The sequence below is a fragment of the Bacillus sp. RC240 genome (genome assembly GCF_044907945.1).
GTDB lineage: Bacteria > Bacillota > Bacilli > Bacillales > Bacillaceae_G > Bacillus_A > Bacillus_A mycoides.
In genome coordinates, this window is the sequence record NZ_JBIYCT010000001.1 from 1 (window position 1) to 21,527 (window position 21,527).

20 protein-coding genes are annotated in these 21,527 nt (G+C 34.6%); 16 read left to right on the forward strand and 4 right to left on the reverse strand.

What is annotated here, in order from left to right:
- Both ABH955_RS00005 and ABH955_RS00010 read right to left on the reverse strand, forming a co-directional pair.
- The coding region (locus ABH955_RS00005; RefSeq protein ID WP_404490786.1) for a collagen-like repeat preface domain-containing protein at nt 1-994 on the reverse strand (994 nt) is incomplete at its 3' end.
- A gap of 117 nt (nt 995-1,111) precedes the next feature.
- Nucleotides 1,112-2,074 carry a tyrosine-type recombinase/integrase gene (locus tag ABH955_RS00010; RefSeq protein WP_107886477.1) on the reverse strand — a complete coding sequence of 321 codons (963 nt, stop codon included), beginning with the start codon at nt 2,072-2,074 and terminating at the stop codon, nt 1,112-1,114.
- 113 nt (nt 2,075-2,187) lie between these two features.
- Between ABH955_RS00010 and spoVK the strand changes: the two genes are divergently transcribed.
- Nucleotides 2,188-3,144: a stage V sporulation protein K gene (spoVK, locus tag ABH955_RS00015; protein ID WP_002014481.1), complete on the forward strand. Its 957-nt coding sequence runs from the start codon at nt 2,188-2,190 to the stop codon at nt 3,142-3,144.
- A gap of 31 nt (nt 3,145-3,175) precedes the next feature.
- Here the strand turns inward: spoVK and ABH955_RS00020 are convergent, their stop codons facing one another.
- Both ABH955_RS00020 and ABH955_RS00025 read right to left on the reverse strand, forming a co-directional pair.
- Nucleotides 3,176-3,313: a hypothetical protein gene (locus ABH955_RS00020; RefSeq protein WP_002087943.1), complete on the reverse strand. Its 138-nt coding sequence runs from the start codon at nt 3,311-3,313 to the stop codon at nt 3,176-3,178.
- Between the two features lie 99 nt (nt 3,314-3,412).
- Nucleotides 3,413-4,036 (reverse strand): trimeric intracellular cation channel family protein, encoded by a 624-nt coding sequence (locus ABH955_RS00025; RefSeq protein WP_002014478.1) that lies wholly within the window; start codon nt 4,034-4,036, stop codon nt 3,413-3,415.
- Between the two features lie 92 nt (nt 4,037-4,128).
- Here ABH955_RS00025 and hflX point away from each other — a divergent pair, with 92 nt between their 5' ends.
- The 15 genes from hflX (at nt 4,129) to ABH955_RS00100 (ending at nt 21,523) form a co-directional block, all read left to right on the forward strand.
- Nucleotides 4,129-5,400 carry a GTPase HflX gene (hflX, locus tag ABH955_RS00030; protein ID WP_404443848.1) on the forward strand — a complete coding sequence of 424 codons (1,272 nt, stop codon included), beginning with the start codon at nt 4,129-4,131 and terminating at the stop codon, nt 5,398-5,400.
- The gene (locus ABH955_RS00035) at nt 5,393-6,664 is read left to right on the forward strand and encodes a methionine gamma-lyase family protein (RefSeq protein ID WP_404443851.1); all 1,272 of its coding nucleotides are present in this window, start codon (nt 5,393-5,395) and stop codon (nt 6,662-6,664) included. The genes hflX and ABH955_RS00035 overlap by 8 nt, the downstream gene beginning before the upstream one ends.
- Nucleotides 6,665-6,837: 173 nt before the next feature.
- Nucleotides 6,838-7,227: a transcriptional repressor GlnR gene (gene glnR, locus ABH955_RS00040; protein WP_002014475.1), complete on the forward strand. Its 390-nt coding sequence runs from the start codon at nt 6,838-6,840 to the stop codon at nt 7,225-7,227.
- A gap of 48 nt (nt 7,228-7,275) precedes the next feature.
- Nucleotides 7,276-8,610: a type I glutamate--ammonia ligase gene (gene glnA, locus ABH955_RS00045; protein ID WP_002014472.1), complete on the forward strand. Its 1,335-nt coding sequence runs from the start codon at nt 7,276-7,278 to the stop codon at nt 8,608-8,610.
- 269 nt (nt 8,611-8,879) lie between these two features.
- Complete coding sequence (locus ABH955_RS00050) at nt 8,880-9,620, forward strand: YveK family protein (RefSeq protein ID WP_002128610.1); 741 nt, start codon at nt 8,880-8,882, stop codon at nt 9,618-9,620.
- On the forward strand, nt 9,569-10,231 hold the full coding sequence (locus ABH955_RS00055) for a CpsD/CapB family tyrosine-protein kinase (protein ID WP_404443856.1): 663 nt from the start codon (nt 9,569-9,571) through the stop codon (nt 10,229-10,231). Before ABH955_RS00050 ends, ABH955_RS00055 begins: the two co-directional genes overlap by 52 nt.
- A gap of 305 nt (nt 10,232-10,536) precedes the next feature.
- Nucleotides 10,537-12,363, forward strand: coding sequence for a polysaccharide biosynthesis protein (locus tag ABH955_RS00060; RefSeq protein ID WP_404490787.1), 1,827 nt, complete (start codon nt 10,537-10,539; stop codon nt 12,361-12,363).
- Nucleotides 12,364-12,395: 32 nt separating this feature from the next.
- Nucleotides 12,396-13,553: a glycosyltransferase family 4 protein gene (locus tag ABH955_RS00065; protein WP_404490788.1), complete on the forward strand. Its 1,158-nt coding sequence runs from the start codon at nt 12,396-12,398 to the stop codon at nt 13,551-13,553.
- A complete protein-coding gene (locus tag ABH955_RS00070) occupies nt 13,538-14,647 on the forward strand; it encodes a glycosyltransferase family 1 protein (protein WP_002128605.1) in 1,110 nt (369 codons plus the stop codon). Before ABH955_RS00065 ends, ABH955_RS00070 begins: the two co-directional genes overlap by 16 nt.
- A gap of 5 nt (nt 14,648-14,652) precedes the next feature.
- Nucleotides 14,653-15,546: a glycosyltransferase family 2 protein gene (locus ABH955_RS00075; protein ID WP_002128603.1), complete on the forward strand. Its 894-nt coding sequence runs from the start codon at nt 14,653-14,655 to the stop codon at nt 15,544-15,546.
- 35 nt (nt 15,547-15,581) lie between these two features.
- The gene (locus ABH955_RS00080; RefSeq protein WP_002014464.1) at nt 15,582-16,643 is read left to right on the forward strand and encodes an EpsG family protein; all 1,062 of its coding nucleotides are present in this window, start codon (nt 15,582-15,584) and stop codon (nt 16,641-16,643) included.
- Between the two features lie 35 nt (nt 16,644-16,678).
- Nucleotides 16,679-17,851, forward strand: coding sequence for a glycosyltransferase family 1 protein (locus ABH955_RS00085; protein WP_002128602.1), 1,173 nt, complete (start codon nt 16,679-16,681; stop codon nt 17,849-17,851).
- A 119-nt stretch (nt 17,852-17,970) separates the two neighbouring features.
- Nucleotides 17,971-19,179: a glycosyltransferase gene (locus ABH955_RS00090; protein WP_404443869.1), complete on the forward strand. Its 1,209-nt coding sequence runs from the start codon at nt 17,971-17,973 to the stop codon at nt 19,177-19,179.
- Nucleotides 19,180-19,242: 63 nt separating this feature from the next.
- Nucleotides 19,243-20,211 carry a polysaccharide pyruvyl transferase family protein gene (locus ABH955_RS00095; protein WP_404443872.1) on the forward strand — a complete coding sequence of 323 codons (969 nt, stop codon included), beginning with the start codon at nt 19,243-19,245 and terminating at the stop codon, nt 20,209-20,211.
- Nucleotides 20,212-20,254: 43 nt separating this feature from the next.
- Nucleotides 20,255-21,523: a hypothetical protein gene (locus ABH955_RS00100; RefSeq protein ID WP_002128600.1), complete on the forward strand. Its 1,269-nt coding sequence runs from the start codon at nt 20,255-20,257 to the stop codon at nt 21,521-21,523.
- The last annotated feature ends 4 nt before the right edge of the window (nt 21,524-21,527 follow it).

Consider the following 21,527-nt stretch of genomic DNA (forward strand, 5'->3'; position numbering starts at 1 on the left):
CTGTATTACCTTGAGCACCTTGAGGTCCAGTAGCACCTGTGTTACCTTGCGCACCTTGAGGTCCAGTGGAACCAGTAGCACCTGTGTTACCTTGAACGCCTTGAGGTCCGGTAGCACCCGTGTTACCTCTAGGACCAGTGGAACCAGTAGCGCCCGTGTTACCTTGCGTACCTTGAGGTCCAGTAGCACCTGTGTTACCTTGCGTACCTTGAGGTCCAGTAGCACCCGTGTTACCTTGCGTACCTTGAGGTCCAGTAGCACCTGTGTTACCTTGCGTACCTTGAGGTCCAGTAGCACCCGTGTTACCTTGCGTACCTTGAGGTCCAGTAGCACCCGTGTTACCTTGCGTACCTTGAGGTCCAGTAGCACCCGTGTTACCTTGCGCACCTTGAGGTCCAGTGGAACCGGTAGCACCTGTGTTACCTTGAACGCCTTGAGGTCCGGTAGCACCCGTGTTACCTCTAGGACCAGTGGAACCAGTAGCGCCCGTGTTACCTTGAGGTCCAGTAGGTCCAGTAGGTCCTCTGCCGAACGAAGCTGAATTAACTAGAGTAGTTTGTAACTCTGCAATTAATTTAAGGAGTTCTTGGAGTGTACAAGGATCAATTCGGAATAACTTTGTAATGTAAAGTAAATAATTAATTAAAATTTGAAGTTCAACAAATACAGCACTTGCTACGAAGGTTGGATTTTTTAATATAGTTATTAAGTTTTTAATGATGGCTAATCCTTGTGCTTTCAGAGCGGAAGTAGTGTCTAGTGAACAGATGAATTTGCTTAGTAGGTGCAATGTATCTATTAGATCTTCTATGTTTTTGGAAGATGGATTGGCGAAAAGTTTAGGGATTATTTTTATTAAATCGTTAATGATTGCGCGGAATGTTCTAATTTGCGCTTTAGTAATTGGAATCGTTGGGGTAGTTGGAATTCGTCCAGCGCTAGTTGGAAAGCATGGATTGGAGTATTTATTTTGATTGTCATTAAAGCGAGACATTAAATCTCTCCTTTCTAATAAGAATGTGAACGAAACTCATCATAGTAGATGCAGAGAGTAGTTAAATGGTCATAGTGAAATGGGTTCTTTCGAGAAAAAAATAAAAAAAACGCCTTATTATAGGGCGTTTTTTTTATTTTCAGCATACTGATAATACCGTTTTAGTGAAATTTTTGATTTGAAGCCAACTAATTTTATGATCTCTGGCTCTGGGGTTTGTTTTTTTATTAGGCGTAAAATAAATGTGTTCCGGAAATGTTGTCCAGAAATGCCTTTACGTAAATTCGCTCTTGCTACTTCAAGTCGGATCATTTTTTGAATAGCGATTTCTGTTAGTGCTTTTGGTGCGTCGTTTTCATATACCCATCTGTATGTTCCGCGGTTAAAATCGAATGCAACAAACAACGGGTCATTACTATGGTATTTAGGGCGAACTGGTTCTGGAATACTTTTATAATATGTGTACAGTTGTTTTTTGTCTTCGATTGTTAATGTGATTGTTCTTTCTACTCCTGCGGTTGCTGGAATAGAAAGTGTATTAGTTTCAAAATGAACGTGATGCATAGTTAATGCTGTAAGCTCTTGTAAGGATAGTCCGTAGTCGATTAATATACTTAAAATGGCGATATTACGATCCATTAATAATGGGCGAACGGGACGTTGTTTTTCTGAAAGTCCTTCTAATGAAGTGACTATATGCTTTAATCTTTTTTCTTCATCGGATGAAATGAAATCTTCATTACGCAATGCACGGTTTGGTTGAATAGTAATTTCCATATCATTCAATGGATTTGGAATGTTAAGAAAATGGTGCATTCTATTTAATACAATAAATACACGATGCATTGTTTTCTCAGAGTAGTGTCGATTCTTTTTTAAGTCTGAAAAGTAATCTTCATAGTCTTTTGTACAAAGTGTTGCCCATATATTACTGGAAGGGAGCTTTTTGTTTTTTTCTAACCAATGTCCAAAATCTTCAATGTCATAAACATAACGTTTAATGGTTGAAGACTTTCGGCCTTTATTCAATAAAAAAATAGAAAAGGCTTGTATTGTATCATGGAATTCCGTTGTTTCCATAGTCCCACCACCTTGATTATTTCTTATATTATAGCAAACTTTTCTGAAAATAGGCATTTGCAAGAGGGACTGGAATAATAATATTTGGTGAGTGGATAAAATGAGGTGATTGTATGGAACAATCGATGCGTAAGAAAAATAACAATCAAATTAATATTGTATTAAACCATCGAAAGAAAATTTCGTTACCGGCATCAGAAAATAAAACGGTAATTTCAAGTGAAACCACTACTAAACATGAGATGTTGCAGAGAATTGAAGAAGAGATGGGAAAGCTTGTTGGGATGGATGAAATAAAAAAGATAATAAAAGAAATTTATGCTTGGATTTATGTAAATAAAAAAAGACAAGAGATGGGGTTGAAATCTGAGAAGCAAGTGCTTCACATGTTATTTAGGGGGAATCCCGGTACTGGGAAGACAACCGTTGCTAGAATGATAGGGAAATTGTTGTTTGAGATGAATATTTTATCGAAGGGGCATTTAGTTGAAGCAGAACGTGCTGATCTTGTGGGGGAGTATATCGGTCATACAGCGCAAAAGACGAGAGATTTAATAAAAAAGGCCATGGGAGGTATTTTGTTTATTGATGAGGCGTATTCTTTAGCGCGGGGGGGAGAGAAGGATTTTGGGAAGGAAGCTATTGATACACTTGTGAAGCATATGGAAGATAAGCAGCACGGTTTTGTATTAATTTTAGCTGGATATTCAAGAGAGATGAATCATTTTCTTTCATTAAATCCAGGGTTACAATCTCGTTTTCCATTTATTATTGAATTTGCGGATTACTCGGTAAATCAGCTGTTGGAAATTGGAAAGAGAATGTATGAGGAGCGTGAATATCAGTTATCTAAAGAAGCGGAGTGGAAATTTCGAGATCATTTACATGCGGTAAAGTATTCGTCGCAAATTACATCGTTTAGTAATGGGCGATACGTACGGAATATTGTTGAAAAATCGATTCGTACACAAGCTATGCGATTGTTACAAGAGGATACGTATGATAAATATGATTTAATTGGGATATCAAGTATGGATTTAATGCTTGAAGAGGAGACGCACAGTACGTAAACTGTGCGTCTGTTTTTATGCATAAGTTCGTTTACTCTTTTTTTGCTTTTTCTTGGTGAGTTTTATGAAGACGTTCCATTTTAGCGCTCTTTTCGTGCGCTGAATTTGGATCATGTCCAAATTGGTTTACTGAGCTTTTTTGAGCTCCTTTATTAACATGGTTTGTCATTTGCATTCACCTCGCTTTAAAAATTAGTATAAACATTATGTAAAGAAAAACTCGTTAGAAAAGAAAAACCTCTTTACGATATGTAAAGAGGTTAGATTGCTATTTATGCATTGAGCGCTCCTTTGTATCGATGCGTCTATGCGGTAAATGCCATTTGTAATGAATAGAAACCATGCGAAAGCAAACAATTAAAATGAATAAGGTGTATAGAGCCCAATCGCTAACGATGACTTTAGCGCCAATCAAAAAACCGGCTAAAATCGTCCAAAACGCATATACATCAGCTCGAAGGACGAGAGGTTTTCTACGTGCTAAAAGATCACGAATAATACCGCCGCCAATGCCAGTTAAAACAGCAGCTACAATTGTAGCGCTAATTGGTAAATTTAATTTTTGGGCGTATAGAGCTCCTTGTACGGCGAACGCTGATAAGCCGATGGCATCTGTGATGTTTTCCCACTTTTTCCAATGCTTAATTAATTTATTAGGAAAAAGAAAAATAATCGTCATTGATAATAGTGCGATTTGGAATAACATGTCTTGTTGCCAAAACGCGACGATTGGATAACCGATTAATAAATTACGAAGGGCACCTCCCCCAAATGCGGTTGCCATTCCTAAAATATATACCCCGAAAATATCATAATCCTCTTCCATTGCAACAATGGCTCCGCTTAGTGCGAAAGCGATTGTGCCTATGATGCTAAAAATCTCCCATGCCATGAATTTTCTCCCCCGCTAACTAGATGAAATGTGCTTCCTCTGCTATTATATTAGAAGGTTTAAATTTCGAAAAGGATGAGTGAACATATTTGATGGAAGAAAAAGAAAAAATCATATTAGTTGGCTGTCAATTGCCACAAGATGATGATGAAAAATTTATGCATTCCATGAAAGAGCTTGCATCGCTAGCGAAAACTGCGCGAGCGGAAGTGTTAGTATCAACGACGCAAAAGCGCCCGAAGTTTCATCCGGCGACTTATATAGGAAAAGGTAAACTAGAAGAGCTTGCAGCGTTGACGGAAGAATTAGAACCAGCTGTTATTGTTTTTAATAATGAGTTAACACCAAGTCAAATTCGGAATTTATCTTCAGTATTAGATGCGAGAGTGATTGACCGAACGCAGTTAATACTAGATATTTTTGCGCAACGTGCGAAATCGAGAGAGGGTAAGCTTCAAGTAGAATTAGCTCAATTGCAATATACAATGCCGCGCCTTATGGGACAAGGTCTTGCTTTATCGCGTCTTGGTGGTGGAATTGGTACAAGGGGACCAGGAGAGACGAAGCTTGAGACAGATCGTCGTCATATTCGATCTCGTATTGATGAAATAAAGAGACAACTTGCGGTTGTTGTGGAGCATCGAAAGAGATATCGTGAGAGAAGAAAAGATAATAAAGTGTTTCAAGTTGCGTTAATTGGGTATACAAATGCAGGGAAATCTACGTTGTTTAATAGATTAACGGAAGCTGATACGTTTGAAGAAAACTTATTGTTTGCAACGCTAGATCCGACGACAAGAAAGATGCCGTTACCTTCTGGTTATACAGTGCTTTTGACTGATACGGTTGGTTTTATACAAGATTTACCTACGTCACTAATTGCTGCTTTTCGATCTACGTTAGAAGAAGCTGGGGAAGCAGATGTTATTTTACATGTTGTTGATTCTGCAGATCCTAATTATGTAGGGCATGAGCAGACAGTAAAACAATTATTGTCGGACCTTGAAATTAATCGTATTCCTATTATTACGTTATATAATAAAAAAGATAAATTGCATCAAAACTTCATTCCATTTCCGAAAAGTGATTTCTTAATGACTAGTGCTTTTGAAGAAAGTGATTTATTGCGTATAAAAGAAGCGCTAGAAACGAAGATGAAGGAAGAAATGGATGATTATAAAGTGGAAATCCCTCCGAGTGAAGGTAGGTTATTAACGCTTTTAAAGACAGAAACAATATTAACTAAAATGGAGTTTCTAGAAGATAAATTTGTATATGATTGTACAGGGTATATATTTGCTCATTCATCGCTTAAGGGGCAATTAAAGAGATTTTTAGTGGAAGAAGGAGAAAATAATGTTTGATCGTTTGAAAAATGGAGAAAAAATTGCTCCAATCGTAAAAGAAGTAGAAAGTCAAATTATAGAAGTACATAAATATGTGGATGAAGTGATTGAGAGTAACCAATTTCGTGTATTAGAAAGTTTTCGTAAACACAAAATTAGCGATTCGCATTTTATTCCGACGACAGGTTATGGTTATGATGATATTGGTCGTGACACGTTAGAAAAAGTGTATGCTGATGTATTTGGGGCAGAAGCGGGTCTTGTTCGTCCGCAAATTATTTCAGGTACTCACGCAATTTCGACAGCTCTATTCGGTATTTTACGTCCAGGAGATGAACTGCTATACATAACAGGAAAACCATATGATACGTTAGAAGAAATCGTTGGTGTACGCGGAAAAGGTGTAGGCTCATTTAAAGAATATAATATTGGTTATAACGCAGTTCCGTTAACTGAAGAGGGATTTGTGGACTTTGAATATGTTGCAGCTGCGATCCATAGTAATACGAAGATGATTGGTATTCAGCGTTCAAAAGGATATGCTACTCGTCCGTCGTTTACTGTTTCACAAATTAAAGAGATGATTGCGTTTGTGAAAGAGATTAAACCTGATGTTGTTGTATTTGTAGATAACTGCTATGGCGAATTTATTGAAGAAGAAGAGCCATGTCATGTTGGTGCGGACTTAATGGCAGGTTCTCTTATTAAGAATCCTGGCGGTGGAATTGTTAAAACTGGTGGTTACATTGTTGGTAAAGAGCAGTATGTTGAAGCGTGTGCATATCGTCTAACATCTCCAGGAATCGGTGCGGAAGCAGGGGCATCTTTATACAGTTTGCAAGAAATGTATCAAGGTTTCTTCTTAGCGCCGCATGTAGCGGGACAAGCGCTAAAAGGTGCGATTTTTACAGCTGCATTTTTAGAAAAGTTAGGGATGAATACATCACCAGCTTGGAATGCACCAAGAACAGATTTAATTCAGTCTGTTCAATTTGATGATAAAGATCGTATGATTGCGTTCTGTCAAGCGATTCAATATGCATCTCCAATTAATTCTCATTTCACTCCATATGCAAACTATATGCCGGGTTATGAAGATGATGTAATTATGGCTGCGGGGACGTTTATTCAAGGTGCAAGTATTGAGCTGTCGGCTGATGGTCCGATTCGTCCGCCTTATGTTGCTTACGTGCAAGGTGGATTAACTTATTCGCATGTAAAGATTGCGATTTGTTCTGCGATTGATGCGTTAATTGAAAAAAAACTATTAACAATTTCTTAAAGGAAAGCTGTCGATTTCGGCAGCTTTTTTCGTGTGAAAGTAATGATTTGTGCCATTAGAAAAAAATGAAAAAATTCACAAAAAAATCATGTAAGAAAAGCTAACATCTATTGACACTAAACATAACATGGTATAAAATGAGAAACAGTTAAGGCGAAGGAGGAACTGAAACAATGAAAGAAGATAGACGTTCTGCTCCGCTGTTTCCAATTGGTATTGTAATGGATTTAACACAATTATCTGCACGTCAAATTCGCTACTATGAAGAGCATAATCTTATTTTTCCAACCCGTACAAAAGGGAATCGTAGATTATTTTCATTTAACGATGTAGATAAATTGTTGGAAATTAAAGATTTGTTAGATCAAGGCTTAAATATGGCCGGAATTAAACAAGTATTGCAAATGAAAGAAAATCAAACAGAAGCAGTGAAAGTAAAAGAAGAAACGAAAGAAATTTCAAAATCCGAGCTTCGCAAAATTCTTCGAGATGAACTACAACATACAGGTAGATTTAATCGGACCTCATTGCGACAAGGTGACATTTCAAGGTTTTTTCACTAAAGATAACTGATTCTGAAGGTGTTTAGAGGGACTAAGGAGGAATTTATAATGGCTAGGTACACAAAAGAAGATATTTTCCGTTTGGCGAAAGAAGAGAATGTAAAGTATATCCGTCTGCAATTTACGGACCTTTTAGGGGTAATTAAAAACGTAGAAATTCCAGTGAGCCAATTAACAAAAGCTCTTGATAACAAAATGATGTTTGATGGATCTTCTATTGAAGGTTTCGTACGTATTGAAGAATCTGATATGTATTTATATCCGGATTTAGATACTTGGGTAATTTTCCCTTGGACAGCTGAAAAAGGTAAAGTAGCTCGTTTAATCTGTGATATTTACAATGCTGATGGTACTCCATTTGATGGCGACCCACGTAACAACTTAAAACGTGTGTTAAAAGAAATGGAAGCATTAGGATTCTCAGATTTCAATCTTGGACCAGAGCCAGAATTCTTCCTATTTAAAGTTGATGAAAAAGGAAATCCAACACTGGAATTGAACGATAACGGTGGATACTTCGACCTTGCGCCGATGGATCTAGGGGAAAACTGTCGTCGTGATATCGTTCTTGAACTTGAAGAAATGGGCTTTGAAATTGAAGCATCTCACCATGAGGTTGCGCCAGGTCAACATGAAATTGACTTTAAATATGCAAATGCAATTCGCTCATGTGATGACATTCAAACATTCAAGCTTGTTGTAAGAACGATTGCTCGTAAACATGGTTTACACGCAACATTTATGCCGAAACCATTATACGGTGTGAACGGTTCAGGTATGCACTGTAACTTATCACTATTTAAAAATGGTGAGAACGTATTCTTCGATCAAAACGGTGATTTACAATTAAGTGATGATGCTCGTCACTTCATCGCAGGTATTTTAAAACATGCGCCAGCATTTACAGCGGTAGCAAACCCAACTGTAAACTCTTACAAGCGTTTAGTACCTGGATATGAAGCTCCATGTTACGTAGCATGGTCTGCACAAAACCGTAGTCCATTAGTGCGTATTCCTGCATCTCGTGGTATTAGTACACGCGTAGAAGTACGTAGTGTTGACCCAGCTGCGAACCCGTATTTAGTAATGGCTACATTATTAGCAGCAGGTCTTGATGGAATTAAAAATAAATTAACTCCACCAGCTGCAGTAGACCGTAACATCTACGTAATGACAAAAGAAGAGCGTGAAGAAGCAGGTATCGTTGACTTACCAGCAACATTAGCGCAAGCGTTAGTTACTTTACAATCTAATGAAATCGTATGTGGCGCATTAGGTGATCATTTACTTGAGCACTTCATTGAAGCAAAAGAAATTGAGTGGGATATTTTCCGCACGCAAGTTCACCAATGGGAACGCGACCAATATATGTCTCTATATTAAGAGAGAAAAAAGCCCTAATACTACGGTATTAGGGCTTTTTCGTCATTTATCTACAGTGAAAAAACACGAATATTGTCGCATTTTTTTTAGTGTCATCAGGAAGTAATTTAGTGAAAATAATTTGTGTTGACTCGTTCTGTATAAAGAACTAAAATGGCATTAACTAGAAATGTTTGTATATTAAAAAGAATGAAAATATTGTTTTTTTCTTAAGTTTTCGATGTCAATTTCAAGTTGAAGCTCATTGGTTTTAAATGAGGAGGGAAGTTATGGATAAGGAAATAAATTTGAAAAATCTATTTACTATTATACGGAAAAGAATTTGGATCATTCTATTATTTACAACTCTCACAACAGTAGCAGGAGCGATGTATACTATATATGTAAAAACACCATTATATGCCTCTTCAGCAAGAGTTATTGTTCAAGCTAATGCTGAAACGATGAATACATTGAAAGCGATGGTAAATGAGCCTGTAATATTAGAAAAAGTGGCTGCTGAATTGAATATTAACAGATCTGCAGGTGCATTAAGTGGACAAATAAGTACAGAAAGTGTGCAAGGGTCCCAGATTATGAGAATAAATGTAGTGGATATAGATCCTGTGCTTGCTCATAAAATTGCAAATACTACAGCCGTTGTTTATAAGAAAGAAGTAGCGAATATACTGAATTTTAATAATGTGAGTATATTACCAGAAGACCCAGTTCAAAAAAATTCTATGCCTATAAATATAAATCACTTTAAGACGATACTAATTGCATTCTCTATAGGTATGGTGCTCAGTATTGGATTCATTTTTTTATTGGATTCACTTGATGAGAGAATCAAATCGGAACGGCGAATTGAACAATTGTTAGATGTCCCTGTTTTGGGCGGAATATCTAAAATGAATAGAAAAAATGTGAAAGACAAATTCAGTAAAAAAAATACGGTATTATTGGGGGAGGGAACGGAGTGGCTTACAAAAATAGACGAAAAACAAATAAAGTTAAAGGAGAAAGTATAATTGTACATACCGCTCCAAGATCGAAAATTTCGGAGCAGTATCGTTCGCTTCGAACAAACCTTCAATTATCTTCATCTATTCATAAAAGCAGAACTATAGTTATTACTTCTCCGAGGTATGGTGAAGGAAAATCAACGATTACAGTTAATTTAGCAGTCTCAATAGCACAAAAAGGTGAAAAAGTATTGGTAATAGATGCAAATTTACGAACACCAACGATTCATGAAATGTTTGGAGTAGAAAATACAATTGGATTAATTGATATATTGAACGGAAAAACAACTTTAGAGGGCGCCGTGAAAAAAACAGAGATGGAAAGTCTGGATGTATTAACTAGCGGACCGGTACCAGTCAATCCATCCGAAGTACTTAGTTCGAGTGCAATGGATATGTTAGTTCAAAAGGCAATGGAACGATATGATATTATATTATTTGATTCTTCTCCTGTACTAGAAGTAACAGATACAAGTGTATTGGCTGATAAGTGTGAAGGTGTATTATTGGTGATACGTTATAATCATACTGTGAATGAAGATGCGCTTGAAACGAAAAGGGCGTTAAGTTTTACGAAAAGTAGGATATTAGGTGCGATTTTGAATGGAAAAGTATAAATAACATAAATGGACTTTTAAAAAAATAATTTAATATCCCAATATTAAGATGTTTTTTATAAAGAATTTTTTAAAGAGCTACGATGTGGTGATGTCTCCTTACCGCTATCAACGGAGGCACTCGATTATGCTGTGGGTTGTGAAAACAACCTTAGATGCGAGTCATCAAGAGTGTAATGTGAGGCCGGGTTAGATGCCCATGTTTTATTAAAGTTTCTAACTATGTGCTTTTAATAAAGAGAATATAGTTAGAAACTTTAAATTTGAAAGAGTTAAGTATGGAATTGATTAAAGGAGGAAGTTACATGACGTATCGGCGGAGGATATCGTTATTGCTTTTAATGGATTCAATGATTGTGTTAAGTGCTATTTTCTTTAGTTATTTCTTTGTAAATGCTAGCTTTAGTGTTATCACTTTATCATCAATTATTAGCTCTATCACTCTATTAGTCAGTCATCATTTATTTGCTTTAATATATAAGTTGTATAATAAAGCTTGGGAATATGCAAGTATAGGAGAATTACTCATTATATGCAAAGTTGTTACATTTTCTATAATTGCTACAGCAGTTGTGCAGCAACTAATCATGCAAAAAATGTATTTTCGGCTGTTAGTTGTAACTTGGATGATTCATATTTTATTAATTGGTGGTTCACGTTTTATATGGAGAATGTACAGAGATATTTATTATGTAAAAAAGGGTGATAGAAAAAGAACGTTAATTGTTGGTGCGGGATCTGCTGGGACAATGGTTGCAAGGCAGTTGTTAAAGAATAGTGCTGCCGAATTAATGCCAGTCGCATTTATTGATGATAATGTAAAAAAACATAACCTTGATATTTGGGGTATTCCAGTAATTGGTGGTAAGAATCAAATTGAGTACGTTGTTAAAAAACTGAATATTGAAATAATAATTTTGGCAATTCCTTCATTAAACAAAAGAGAGCAAAATGTTATTTTGAAAAGATGTTTAAAAACAGAAGTGAAAACTCAAATTCTTCCGATGTTAGAAGACTTAGTAACGGGTAAAGTATCGGTGAACGAATTCAGAGATGTTCAAGTAGAAGATTTATTAGGGCGCGATCTTGTAGAGCTTGATGTGGATGTTATTTCAGATTATATAACTAACAAAGTTATTTTAGTTACTGGTGCAGGAGGTTCAATTGGTTCGGAAATTTGTAGACAAATTGCAAAATTTAGGCCGAAAAGGTTGATTTTACTAGGGCATGGGGAGAACAGTATTTATTCTATAGAAATGGAATTAAACAGAAAATATGGAGGTATGAAAGGCACGTTTATTCCTGAAATCGCAGATATACAAGATGAAAAAAAGATGAATTTAATAATGAATAAACATCTTCCAAATGTTGTATATCATGCAGCTGCACATAAACATGTACCACTAATGGAGAATAATCCTGAAGAGGCTGTTAAAAATAATTTGATTGGAACTATGAATGTATCAGAGGCAGCGAGAGCACATGGAGTAGGAACGTTTGTTATGATTTCCTCTGATAAAGCTGTGAACCCGACGAGTGTTATGGGAGCAACAAAGAAATTAGCTGAGATGGTAATTCAACATAAAGATAAAATAAGTCATACAAAGTTTGTTACTGTACGCTTTGGGAATGTCTTAGGAAGTAGAGGGAGTGTTATACCTTTATTTAAGAAGCAAATTCAAAATGGTGGACCAGTTACAGTTACTCATCCTGATATGGTTCGGTATTTTATGACAATCCCGGAAGCATCAAGACTCGTAGTGCAAGCTGGTGCTTTAGCTAAAGGTGGAGAGATTTTTGTATTGGACATGGGAGAACCAGTGAAAATAGTCGACCTTGCCAAAAATCTTATTCGATTATCAGGAAATTCTGTGGATGAAATAGGAATAGAATTTACTGGTATACGCCCAGGGGAGAAACTTTTTGAAGAATTACTAAAAGAAGATGAAATGAATGAAAAGCAAATTCATCCGAGGATTTACGTAGGACAAGAAATGAATGTTCGTATAGAAGAAATTGAAGAGTTTATTTCAAGTTATACAGATTTAAACGAAGTAGAATTAAGAAAACGATTGTTAAAGTTAGTAAATCAGCGTAAAACTTTAAAACTGTTAATACCTGTATCAGGTTAATAGAAAAAATTTATATAAGACGGGTGCGTGGGATGGTGTCTAAAAAAGTTCTGCTTTGTGCAACTGTAGATTATCATTTTAAGGCTTTTCATTTACCGTATTTGAAATGGTTTTCAGAACAAGGATGGGAAGTACATGTTGCAGCGAATGGGAATATACATCTTCCGTACGTAACTCGAAAATATAATATTCCTATTCAAAGGTCACCTCTTAGTATACAAAACCTCCACGCATATAAAAAACTAAAATCAATTATTGGTCAAAATAAATATCATATCATTCATTGTCATACGCCTATGGGAGGAGTAATTGCTCGTTTAGCTGCTCAGAAAGCCAGGCGGCAAGGAACGAAAGTCGTATATACAGCACATGGATTTCATTTTTGTAAAGGAGCACCATTCATAAATTGGCTTCTATATTATCCAATTGAAAGAAGTTTAGCAACTAATACGGATTGTCTTATAACAATTAATCAAGAAGATTACAATTTAGCAGTTAAACATCGTTTTCAAGCGAAAGATATTAAATTCGTTCATGGTGTAGGGGTAGATATAAAGCGATTTGCCCCTGTAACTGAAACTGAAAAGCAAGAATTAAAACTACAATTTGGCTATAATCCACAAGATTTTTTAATGTTTTCTGCTGCTGAATTTAATAAGAATAAAAATCAAAGCTTTTTAATCCATGTATTAGCACAATTGAAAAATGAAATGCCACATGCGAAGCTTTTGCTTGCTGGCGAAGGACCGTTAATGGAAGAGTGCAAAAAAATAGCTACTCAACTAGGAGTGACTAACATGGTTCATTTTCTCGGTTACAGAAATGATATAGCTTCCTTACTACAGATGAGTGATCTTGCGGTTGCATCTAGTTACAGGGAAGGTTTGCCAGTTAATATTATGGAAGCCATGGCTTGTGGACTTCCGGTTGTAGCTACTGATAACCGGGGACATAGGGAATTGATTATTAACAATAAAAATGGTTGGATTGTAGATCGTGATGATATAAAAGCAATGGCTGACAGGATAAAGGGTATTTCTATAAATCCTAAAGTATTAGCTCAGATGGGGCAGTATGGATGTACTATTATTAAAAATCAATATTCAGTAAATGAAGTGTTAAAAGAGAAAAAAGAAATTTATACAACATTTATGGGGGAAATGGAGGATTTAAATTGGGCACTCCATTAAGAGTATTACATGTAGTCGTAAATATGAATAGAGGCGGAGCGGAAACTTTAATTATGAATTTATATCGCAATATAGATCGTTCCAAAGTTCAATTTGATTTTTTAACATGTAAAGAAGGAGTGTTTGATGAAGAAATAGTAAAGTTGGGCGGAAAAGTTCATAGAATTCCATATGTTACGGATGTTGGTCATAGAGGCTATATAAAGGCATTAAATACCTTCTTTAGCTCTCATCCGCAATATAAAATCGTTCATTCACATATGGATAAAATGAGTGGATTGGTACTTCGTTCAGCTAAAAAAGCAAGGGTGCCAGTTAGGATTGCACATAGTCACAATACTAGTAGTGAAGGTGGTGCTACTGCAAAAATCTATAAATGGTATGCAGGAAAATCTATAGGTACATGTGCAACGCATTTGTTAGCATGCTCAAATGCAGCTGCGAGATGGTTATTTGCAGATAAAGCTGATACAGCTAGAATCTTAAAAAATGGAATTGATTGTGATAGATTTTTGTTCATTCCAGAAATGAGAAAACATGTAAGAGAAGAATTACAGCTTGAGCAAGACGCTCTTGTTATTGGCCATGTTGGAAGATTTGCTCATCAAAAAAATCATGCTTACCTTATAGAAGTATTTGCGCAGTTAACTCGATTTAGGCCGAATTCAATTCTTTTATTAGCTGGCGAAGGGCCACTTCGTATGGAAATTGAAAATCAAGTGAGGGAATTAAATTTGGAGAAGCATATAAGGTTTCTTGGGATACGAGCTGATATAGAAAGGATACTTCAAGCATTTGATGTATTTGTTTTTCCATCCATACATGAGGGATTGCCACTTACTCTCATAGAGGCGCAAGGAGTTGGTTTGCCTTGTATTATATCGGATGCTATTACGAAAGAAGTGGATTTGGGAATGAATCTAGTTGAACATGTTCCTCTAGCAGATAAAATGGCTTGGATAGAAAAAATGAAAAATATAGAAATTAGTAATTTTCCGAGGGAAATACCAGCTCAAGTATTTTTGGAGAAAGGCTACGATATAAAACATACGGCAGAATTAACTCACGACTATTATTCCGTACTTTCGAGGTGAGTAATTTGGAGAATTTAACGATTTTCACCCCTACTTATAATAGAGCATATTGTCTTACAAATTGTTATGAGAGTTTAAAACGTCAAACATGTAAGAATTTTATTTGGTTAATAATAGATGATGGATCTAGTGATAACACAAAAGAATTGGTGGATAGCTGGATTGCTGAAAAATATATAAAAATTATGTATCATTGGCAACAAAATCAAGGGATGCATGGTGCTCACAATACAGCATACGAAATGATTGATACGGAGTTAAATATTTGTATTGATTCTGATGATTATATGCCAGACGATGCTGTAGAAAAAATCCTTTCTTTTTGGAGTAGATATGGGAATGATGAAGTTAGTGGGATAATTGGATTGGATTTGTATACAAATGGGCAAATAATTGGCTCAAAGTTACCAGAAAACCTTAAATATTCCACGTTGTTTAATCTTTACAACAAACATGGTGTCACAGGTGATAAAAAATTGGTCTATCGCACAGAATTGACTAAGAAATATCCATACCCAATTTTTAAAAATGAAAAATATGTTGGGTTAGCATATAAATATTATATGTTAGATCAGCAGTATGAGATGTTACTGATGAACGAACCTCTTTGCTATGTTGAATACATGCCTGACGGTTCATCAATGAATATGCTAAATCAATATCGTAAAAATCCAAGAGGTTTTGCTTTTTATCGTAAGGAACTTATGAAATTACCATTTACTAATCGAGTATTCAAGTATAGGCAAGCTGTACATTATGTATCTAGTAGTTTTATAGCGAAAAATAAAAGATTTATGCAAGAGTCGCCATGCAAAGGTCTTACGATTTGCGCATTGCCATTTGGAGTTATTCTTTATAGTTACATTACAATGAAAACAAGAATGGAAGTAAATATATAGGGATTTACTTAGTAAGTAAATGAGAGGACATAATAATGACTATACTTTGGATGAATCTTTTTATCGTATTCATACTCGCATTTTTTGCAAGGTATTTTGCTATACCTGTAACTAATAATTTTACATTGATAAAGCCAAATAGATTATTGGTTTTAATGGCGGCTCTATCACTTGTATTGGTAGCGGGACTTCGGAATAATATTGGGGATACTTATTTTTATATGCATGCATATAAAATAACGGAGTTTAATTGGGAGTATGTTCAAACTAACAAAGACATGGGCTTTAATATTTTTCAAATGGTTTTGAAAAAATATGCGGATGATCCTCAAGTAATGGTTTTTACTACAGCATTGATAACAAATGTACTCATTGTAGCAACACTATATAAATATTCAAGACTAATTGAATTGAGTTTATATGTTTATATTACGTCGGGTATGTATTTAACATCAATGAATGGGATTAGGCAATATTTAGCCGCTGCAATTATTTTTGCTGCCACAAAATATATTTTTGAAGGAAAATGGAAAAAATATATGGCAATTGTATTATGCGCATCAACATTTCATGCAAGTGCATTAGTTCTTATGCCAATCTACTTTTTTGTAAGAAAAAAAGCCTGGTCAGGAACGACATATTTGCTTCTTTTTTTAGCAGTATGTGTAGTTATAGGTTTTAATCAGTTTTCGGAAGTTTTATTTTCGGCAATTGGAAATACTCAATATGGTCAATATAAGGAATTTCATGAAGGTGGTGCCAATATACTTAGGGTTGCTGTGAGTATAGTGCCAATTATACTGGCTTACCTTGGGAAAGATAAAATGAGGGCGTTATTCCCTGAAAGTGATTATATTGTAAATATGTCTATATTAGGTCTTGTTTTTATGATTATTTCAACACAAAATTGGATATTTGCTAGATTCTCCATATATTTTGGATTGTATCAGTTAATATTAATTTCTTGGGTTGTGAAGTCATTTACAGATAAAGATCAAAAGTTGATTTATTATGCAGTTCTAGTGTGCTATTTTATTTATTTTGTATATGAACATGTAATTACTCTGGGAATTATCTATAAGAGTAACCTACTTTGATAATAAAGTGCAAGATGCTGGGAGAGGATTGTTAAATGGGGATAGATTCTAAGCTTAGACCTAAAAATAAAAAGAAGGTTTTACACATTGTCAGCGCTCTGAATCGCGGGGGAGCTGAAACGTTACTAATGAATATATATAGGAAAATAGATAAGAGGCAGCTTCAGTTTGATTTTGTATCTCATCGAAATGAGAAAAATGATTATGAAGATGAAATAATGGCGTTAGGTGGAAGAATATATAAGGTACCTAGTTTAGGACAAATAGGACCTTTTTCCTATGTTAAAGAACTTGTGAAAATTATGTCGGATAATCAATATGAAGTTGTACATGCACATACGGATTATCAAGGTGGTTTCGTTGCTGTAGCGGCAAAAATAGCTGGTATAAAAAAGAGGATTTGTCATTCGCATAGTAATAATTGGCCACAAGACTCTGGAATAAAAGCAAGAGTTATCCTAAAGGTTTTGCAATCTATTATTAAATATGCTGGAACTAATTATTGTGCGTGCAGCGTTGAAGCAGCACGTTTTTTATTTGGCGAAAGGATGCTTCATAGTGAGAGGATAGAACTAATTAAAAACGGTATAGATATTAATCAATTTACTGATATAGACGCTGGGAGTAGTGTCAGCGTAAGAAGGGAACTTAATATACCGAATGCAACAAAATTAATAGGACATATAGGAAGTTTTTCAGAGTCAAAGAATCATATTTTTATCCTAAAAGTTTTAAAGCAAATTTTAAAACGAGATTCAAATTTTGTTGCTATTTTAGTAGGAGATGGCCCGTTAAGGATTTCTATTGAATTAAAAGCAAAGCAATTAGGGATTTTTGAAAATATTAGATTTTTGGGGGTTAGGAAGGATATTCCACGACTCATGAAGAGTTTTGATGTTTTTATTTTTCCTTCTTTGTTTGAGGGGTTTGGTATTGTAACTTTAGAAGCGCAATCTGCAGGTGTACCATGTGTTGTAGCAGATACGCTACCTAATAATACTGATATGGGGTTAGGGATAATGTCATTTGTTGACTTAGATGAAGAAATTGAAATATGGTGTAAAGAAATTTATAAAGCCTTGTTAAAAGAAAGACCTGACAGGGAATTCATAATTAACAATATATCGAAATTAGGCTTTGATATTAACGATAACATTTACGAGTGGCTATCGTTATATGGAATTGTGCGCAAGGAAGAAATAGGATAATCTAATTTATTTTCATTTTATATGTCTGATGTATAAGGAGATTTGTTGAGCGTAACAGCAAAATACAAATATAAAATGAGGAAGAGAAATCAATAATAGATTTTGTGAGGTATCCTATAATGAAAAAGAAAAGAATATTAATTACATCTTTTGATATGGAAATTGGTGGAGTAGAAAGAAGTTTGATTGGTTTATTAAATACAATTGATTACAGTAAGTATGATATAGATTTAATGTTATTTAAACATGAAGGTGGATTTTTCTCTTTACTACCTAAAGAGCCGAATTTATTAGAGGAATTGCAACAATATACTACTTTTAGAAAATCAATTAAGCAGATATTACAAGAAGGGCATTACTCAATTGGGATTACTAGGATAGTAGGGAGAATTATGGGCGTTATGCATGGGCGATATGTAAATAGTAAAGAACCTGGATACTTCGTCATTCAATATGGATGGAGAATATCTCTTCCATTTCTTCCAAAGTTGAGAGAAGAGTACGATGTTGCGATAAGTTTTTTATGGCCGCATTATTTTATAGGGGATAAAGTTCGAGCGAAAAGAAAAATTGGGTGGATTCATACTGATTATTCGAACATACAACTTAACAAAGAAATGGAATGTAAAATGTGGAGGAAAATGGATGATATTGTGGCGGTTTCCGAAAGTTGTAGAGATACATTCCTGAATAGTCTGCCTTATATTAATAAAAAGGTGCAAGTGATAGAAAATATAATAGATTCTGAATTTGTTCGCGAACAATCTAATGAAGGAGATATTACTCAGGAAATACCAATAAATAGAGAGCGAATCAAGTTAGTTACTGTTGCTAGACTTTCTCATGCTAAGGGAATTGATGACGCTATATATGCGCTTAGAAAACTATTAGATCAAGGGTATGATATCGAGTGGTACATAGTTGGATATGGGCCTCAAGAAGCGGAACTTAAATTGTTGATAGATAAATTAGGACTTCAAGATGAATTTGTTTTACTAGGTAAGAAGATTAATCCGTACCCGTACATAAAAGCATGTGATATTTATGTACAACCTTCTAGATACGAAGGGAAGGCAGTAACAGTTCGGGAAGCGCAAATTCTTAAGAAACCAGTATTAATAACTAATTTTTCAACTGCCAAAAGTCAGCTGGAGAACGGGGTAGATGGATATATTTGTCCAATGGGTATAAAGGGAATTGTCGAAGGAATAAAAAAAATGATTGATGATGTTGAATTCAGAAGTGAAATTGTTAATAATGTAAGCCAAAAAAATTATGGTAATGAAATAGAAGTGGAAAAGATATATAGGTTAATTGAATTAGAATAGATTAAGTTATAAAACTAAAAAATCTTTTACTATTTATAAAAGATACTTGGGGGAATTATTTTTATGGAGAATGTTTTAGTATTAGATACATCGGTAGGTTCTCTTAACAAGGGTGACGATATAATAATGAAGTGTGTAAAGCATCATCTTTCTGATATAACTAAAAATGCATATGTTTTAACATTACCTACTCATGTTTCACCTTTTCATTGGTACCAAGTAGCGAGAAAATCAAATAGGGTAAAGATTTATAGTGATGCGAAATATAAGTTTGTAGGTGGTTCGAATTTGCTAGCAATGGATATGTTTACGCACTTTCCGCAGTGGAATATTAATATATTTAATTATGGTCCTTTAAAGGGGAGTGTTCTGGTTGGAGTTGGTGCAGGAAAAGGGAATAAAATAAATCCCTATACAAAAATGTTATATAGAAAAGTTTTATCACATGAATATATACATAGCGTTAGAGATGAAAGAACAAAAAAAATTTTAGAAGAAATGGGCTTTAAAGCTCTAAATACTGGTTGTGCAACTTTGTGGTCTTTTACGCATGATTTTTGTAGGGGAATTCCAAGTGGAAAATCGGAATCGGTTGTTTTTACACTAACCCATCATTCTAAAAATCGTGAAAAAGATCAATTATTGATAGATACACTTAACAAAAGTTATGAAAATGTCTATTTTTGGATACAAGACGCTGATGATTTTGAATATTTAAAAACTTTAGAGGGTATACAGGACATAAAAATTATACCTCCTACTATAGAGGCGTATGAAAAAATCCTAAATACAGCCGTCGATTATATTGGAACACGTTTACATGGCGGCATATTTGCTATGCGTCATAAAAAACGTGCAATAATTATCTCCATAGATGAAAGAGCTAAGGGGATGGGCGAAACGTATAATTTAAATCTGATTGATAGGGAAGATTTAAATAATCTTGAAAAAATGATAAATTCAGAGTTTATCACGGATGTTCAAGTGAATTTTGATGTAGTAAATCAATGGTTAAAACAGTTCTCTAATTAATAAATGTACTTTGATAAAAATGGCGATTTATTAGGAGGCTCAAATGAATAGTATAATTCTCGATAAAATTGTCGTAAGAAATAATAGAGTTGATTATTCTTTTAGTATTAAGGGGGATTTACAAAAGTATTTTAAGACAAGTAATCATATGTTTCTTGAATATAACTATGATGTATCTGATATCCCTTTAAGTATTTTGGCTATTCCGTTTGTTGCAAATGTAGTTCCTCTTGTATGGATTACTAATTCAACAATAGTAATAAATGAACTAGATAAATCTTTTTATATTTGTTTAAATAATATAAAAAATGCATATCAAAACATGTTTCCTGGTGTGAAATTTAAAGGATCCGTGGATGTAGGAGAAATTATTGATAATGTTTACATTCCGGAATTTGAAGCGGCATCTTTATTTAGTGGGGGATTAGATGCACTTACTACATTTATAAGAATAAAAGATAAAAACCCCTTGCTAGTTACTGAATATGGATGGCATGAAAATGAAATAGAGGGTAGTAAAGTATGGGAGGCAGATAAAGAAAATGCCATAAATTTTGTAAAGGATAATGGACTAGAAAATATTTTTATACAATCCAACTATGGGACCTTTATAATTGCAGGGAACATTGACCATGATTTTAGAGAAAAGTTAAACGATACATGGTGGCATGGATTGCATCATGGTCTAGCGATAATATCTGCAGCTATTCCAATAGCTTTTAAACTTAAGATAAAATGTATATACATTGCAAGCTCTAATTCTCCATTATATCAAGTTACTTGTGCATCTGATCCAACTGTGGATAATGAAATAAAATATGCATCTGGAACAGTATTTCATGATGGATACGAACTTACTAGGCAAGAAAAGATTAAAGTTGTTGTGGACCATTATTCAGCTAGTAAAGAACCTGTTAATATCAGGGTATGTTTTAAAAATGAAGAAAATTGTTGTAAATGTGAAAAATGTTTAAGAACAATTATGGGAATTATTGCTGAAGGGAGAGATCCTCGTGAATATGGTTTTAATATTCCAAGTAATCTTTATCAGTACGTTAAAACTTCTTTAAATAGTGAGGTGAAGTTTTTTACTAATACATTCATTGAAATGTATTGGAATTTAATCCAAGTGCGAATGAAACAAAATTGTGATTGTATTACAGATAAAAATTTACTAAATTGGTTTCTAGATTATGATTTCAAGGCGCAACGAAGAAAAGCGTTATTAAAATACAGGATAACAAAGTTTTTCCCTATTTTAAAGAGGAAGATTAGTGCCAAATTTAGTAGAGTGGGTACGCAAAACAACTAAAATA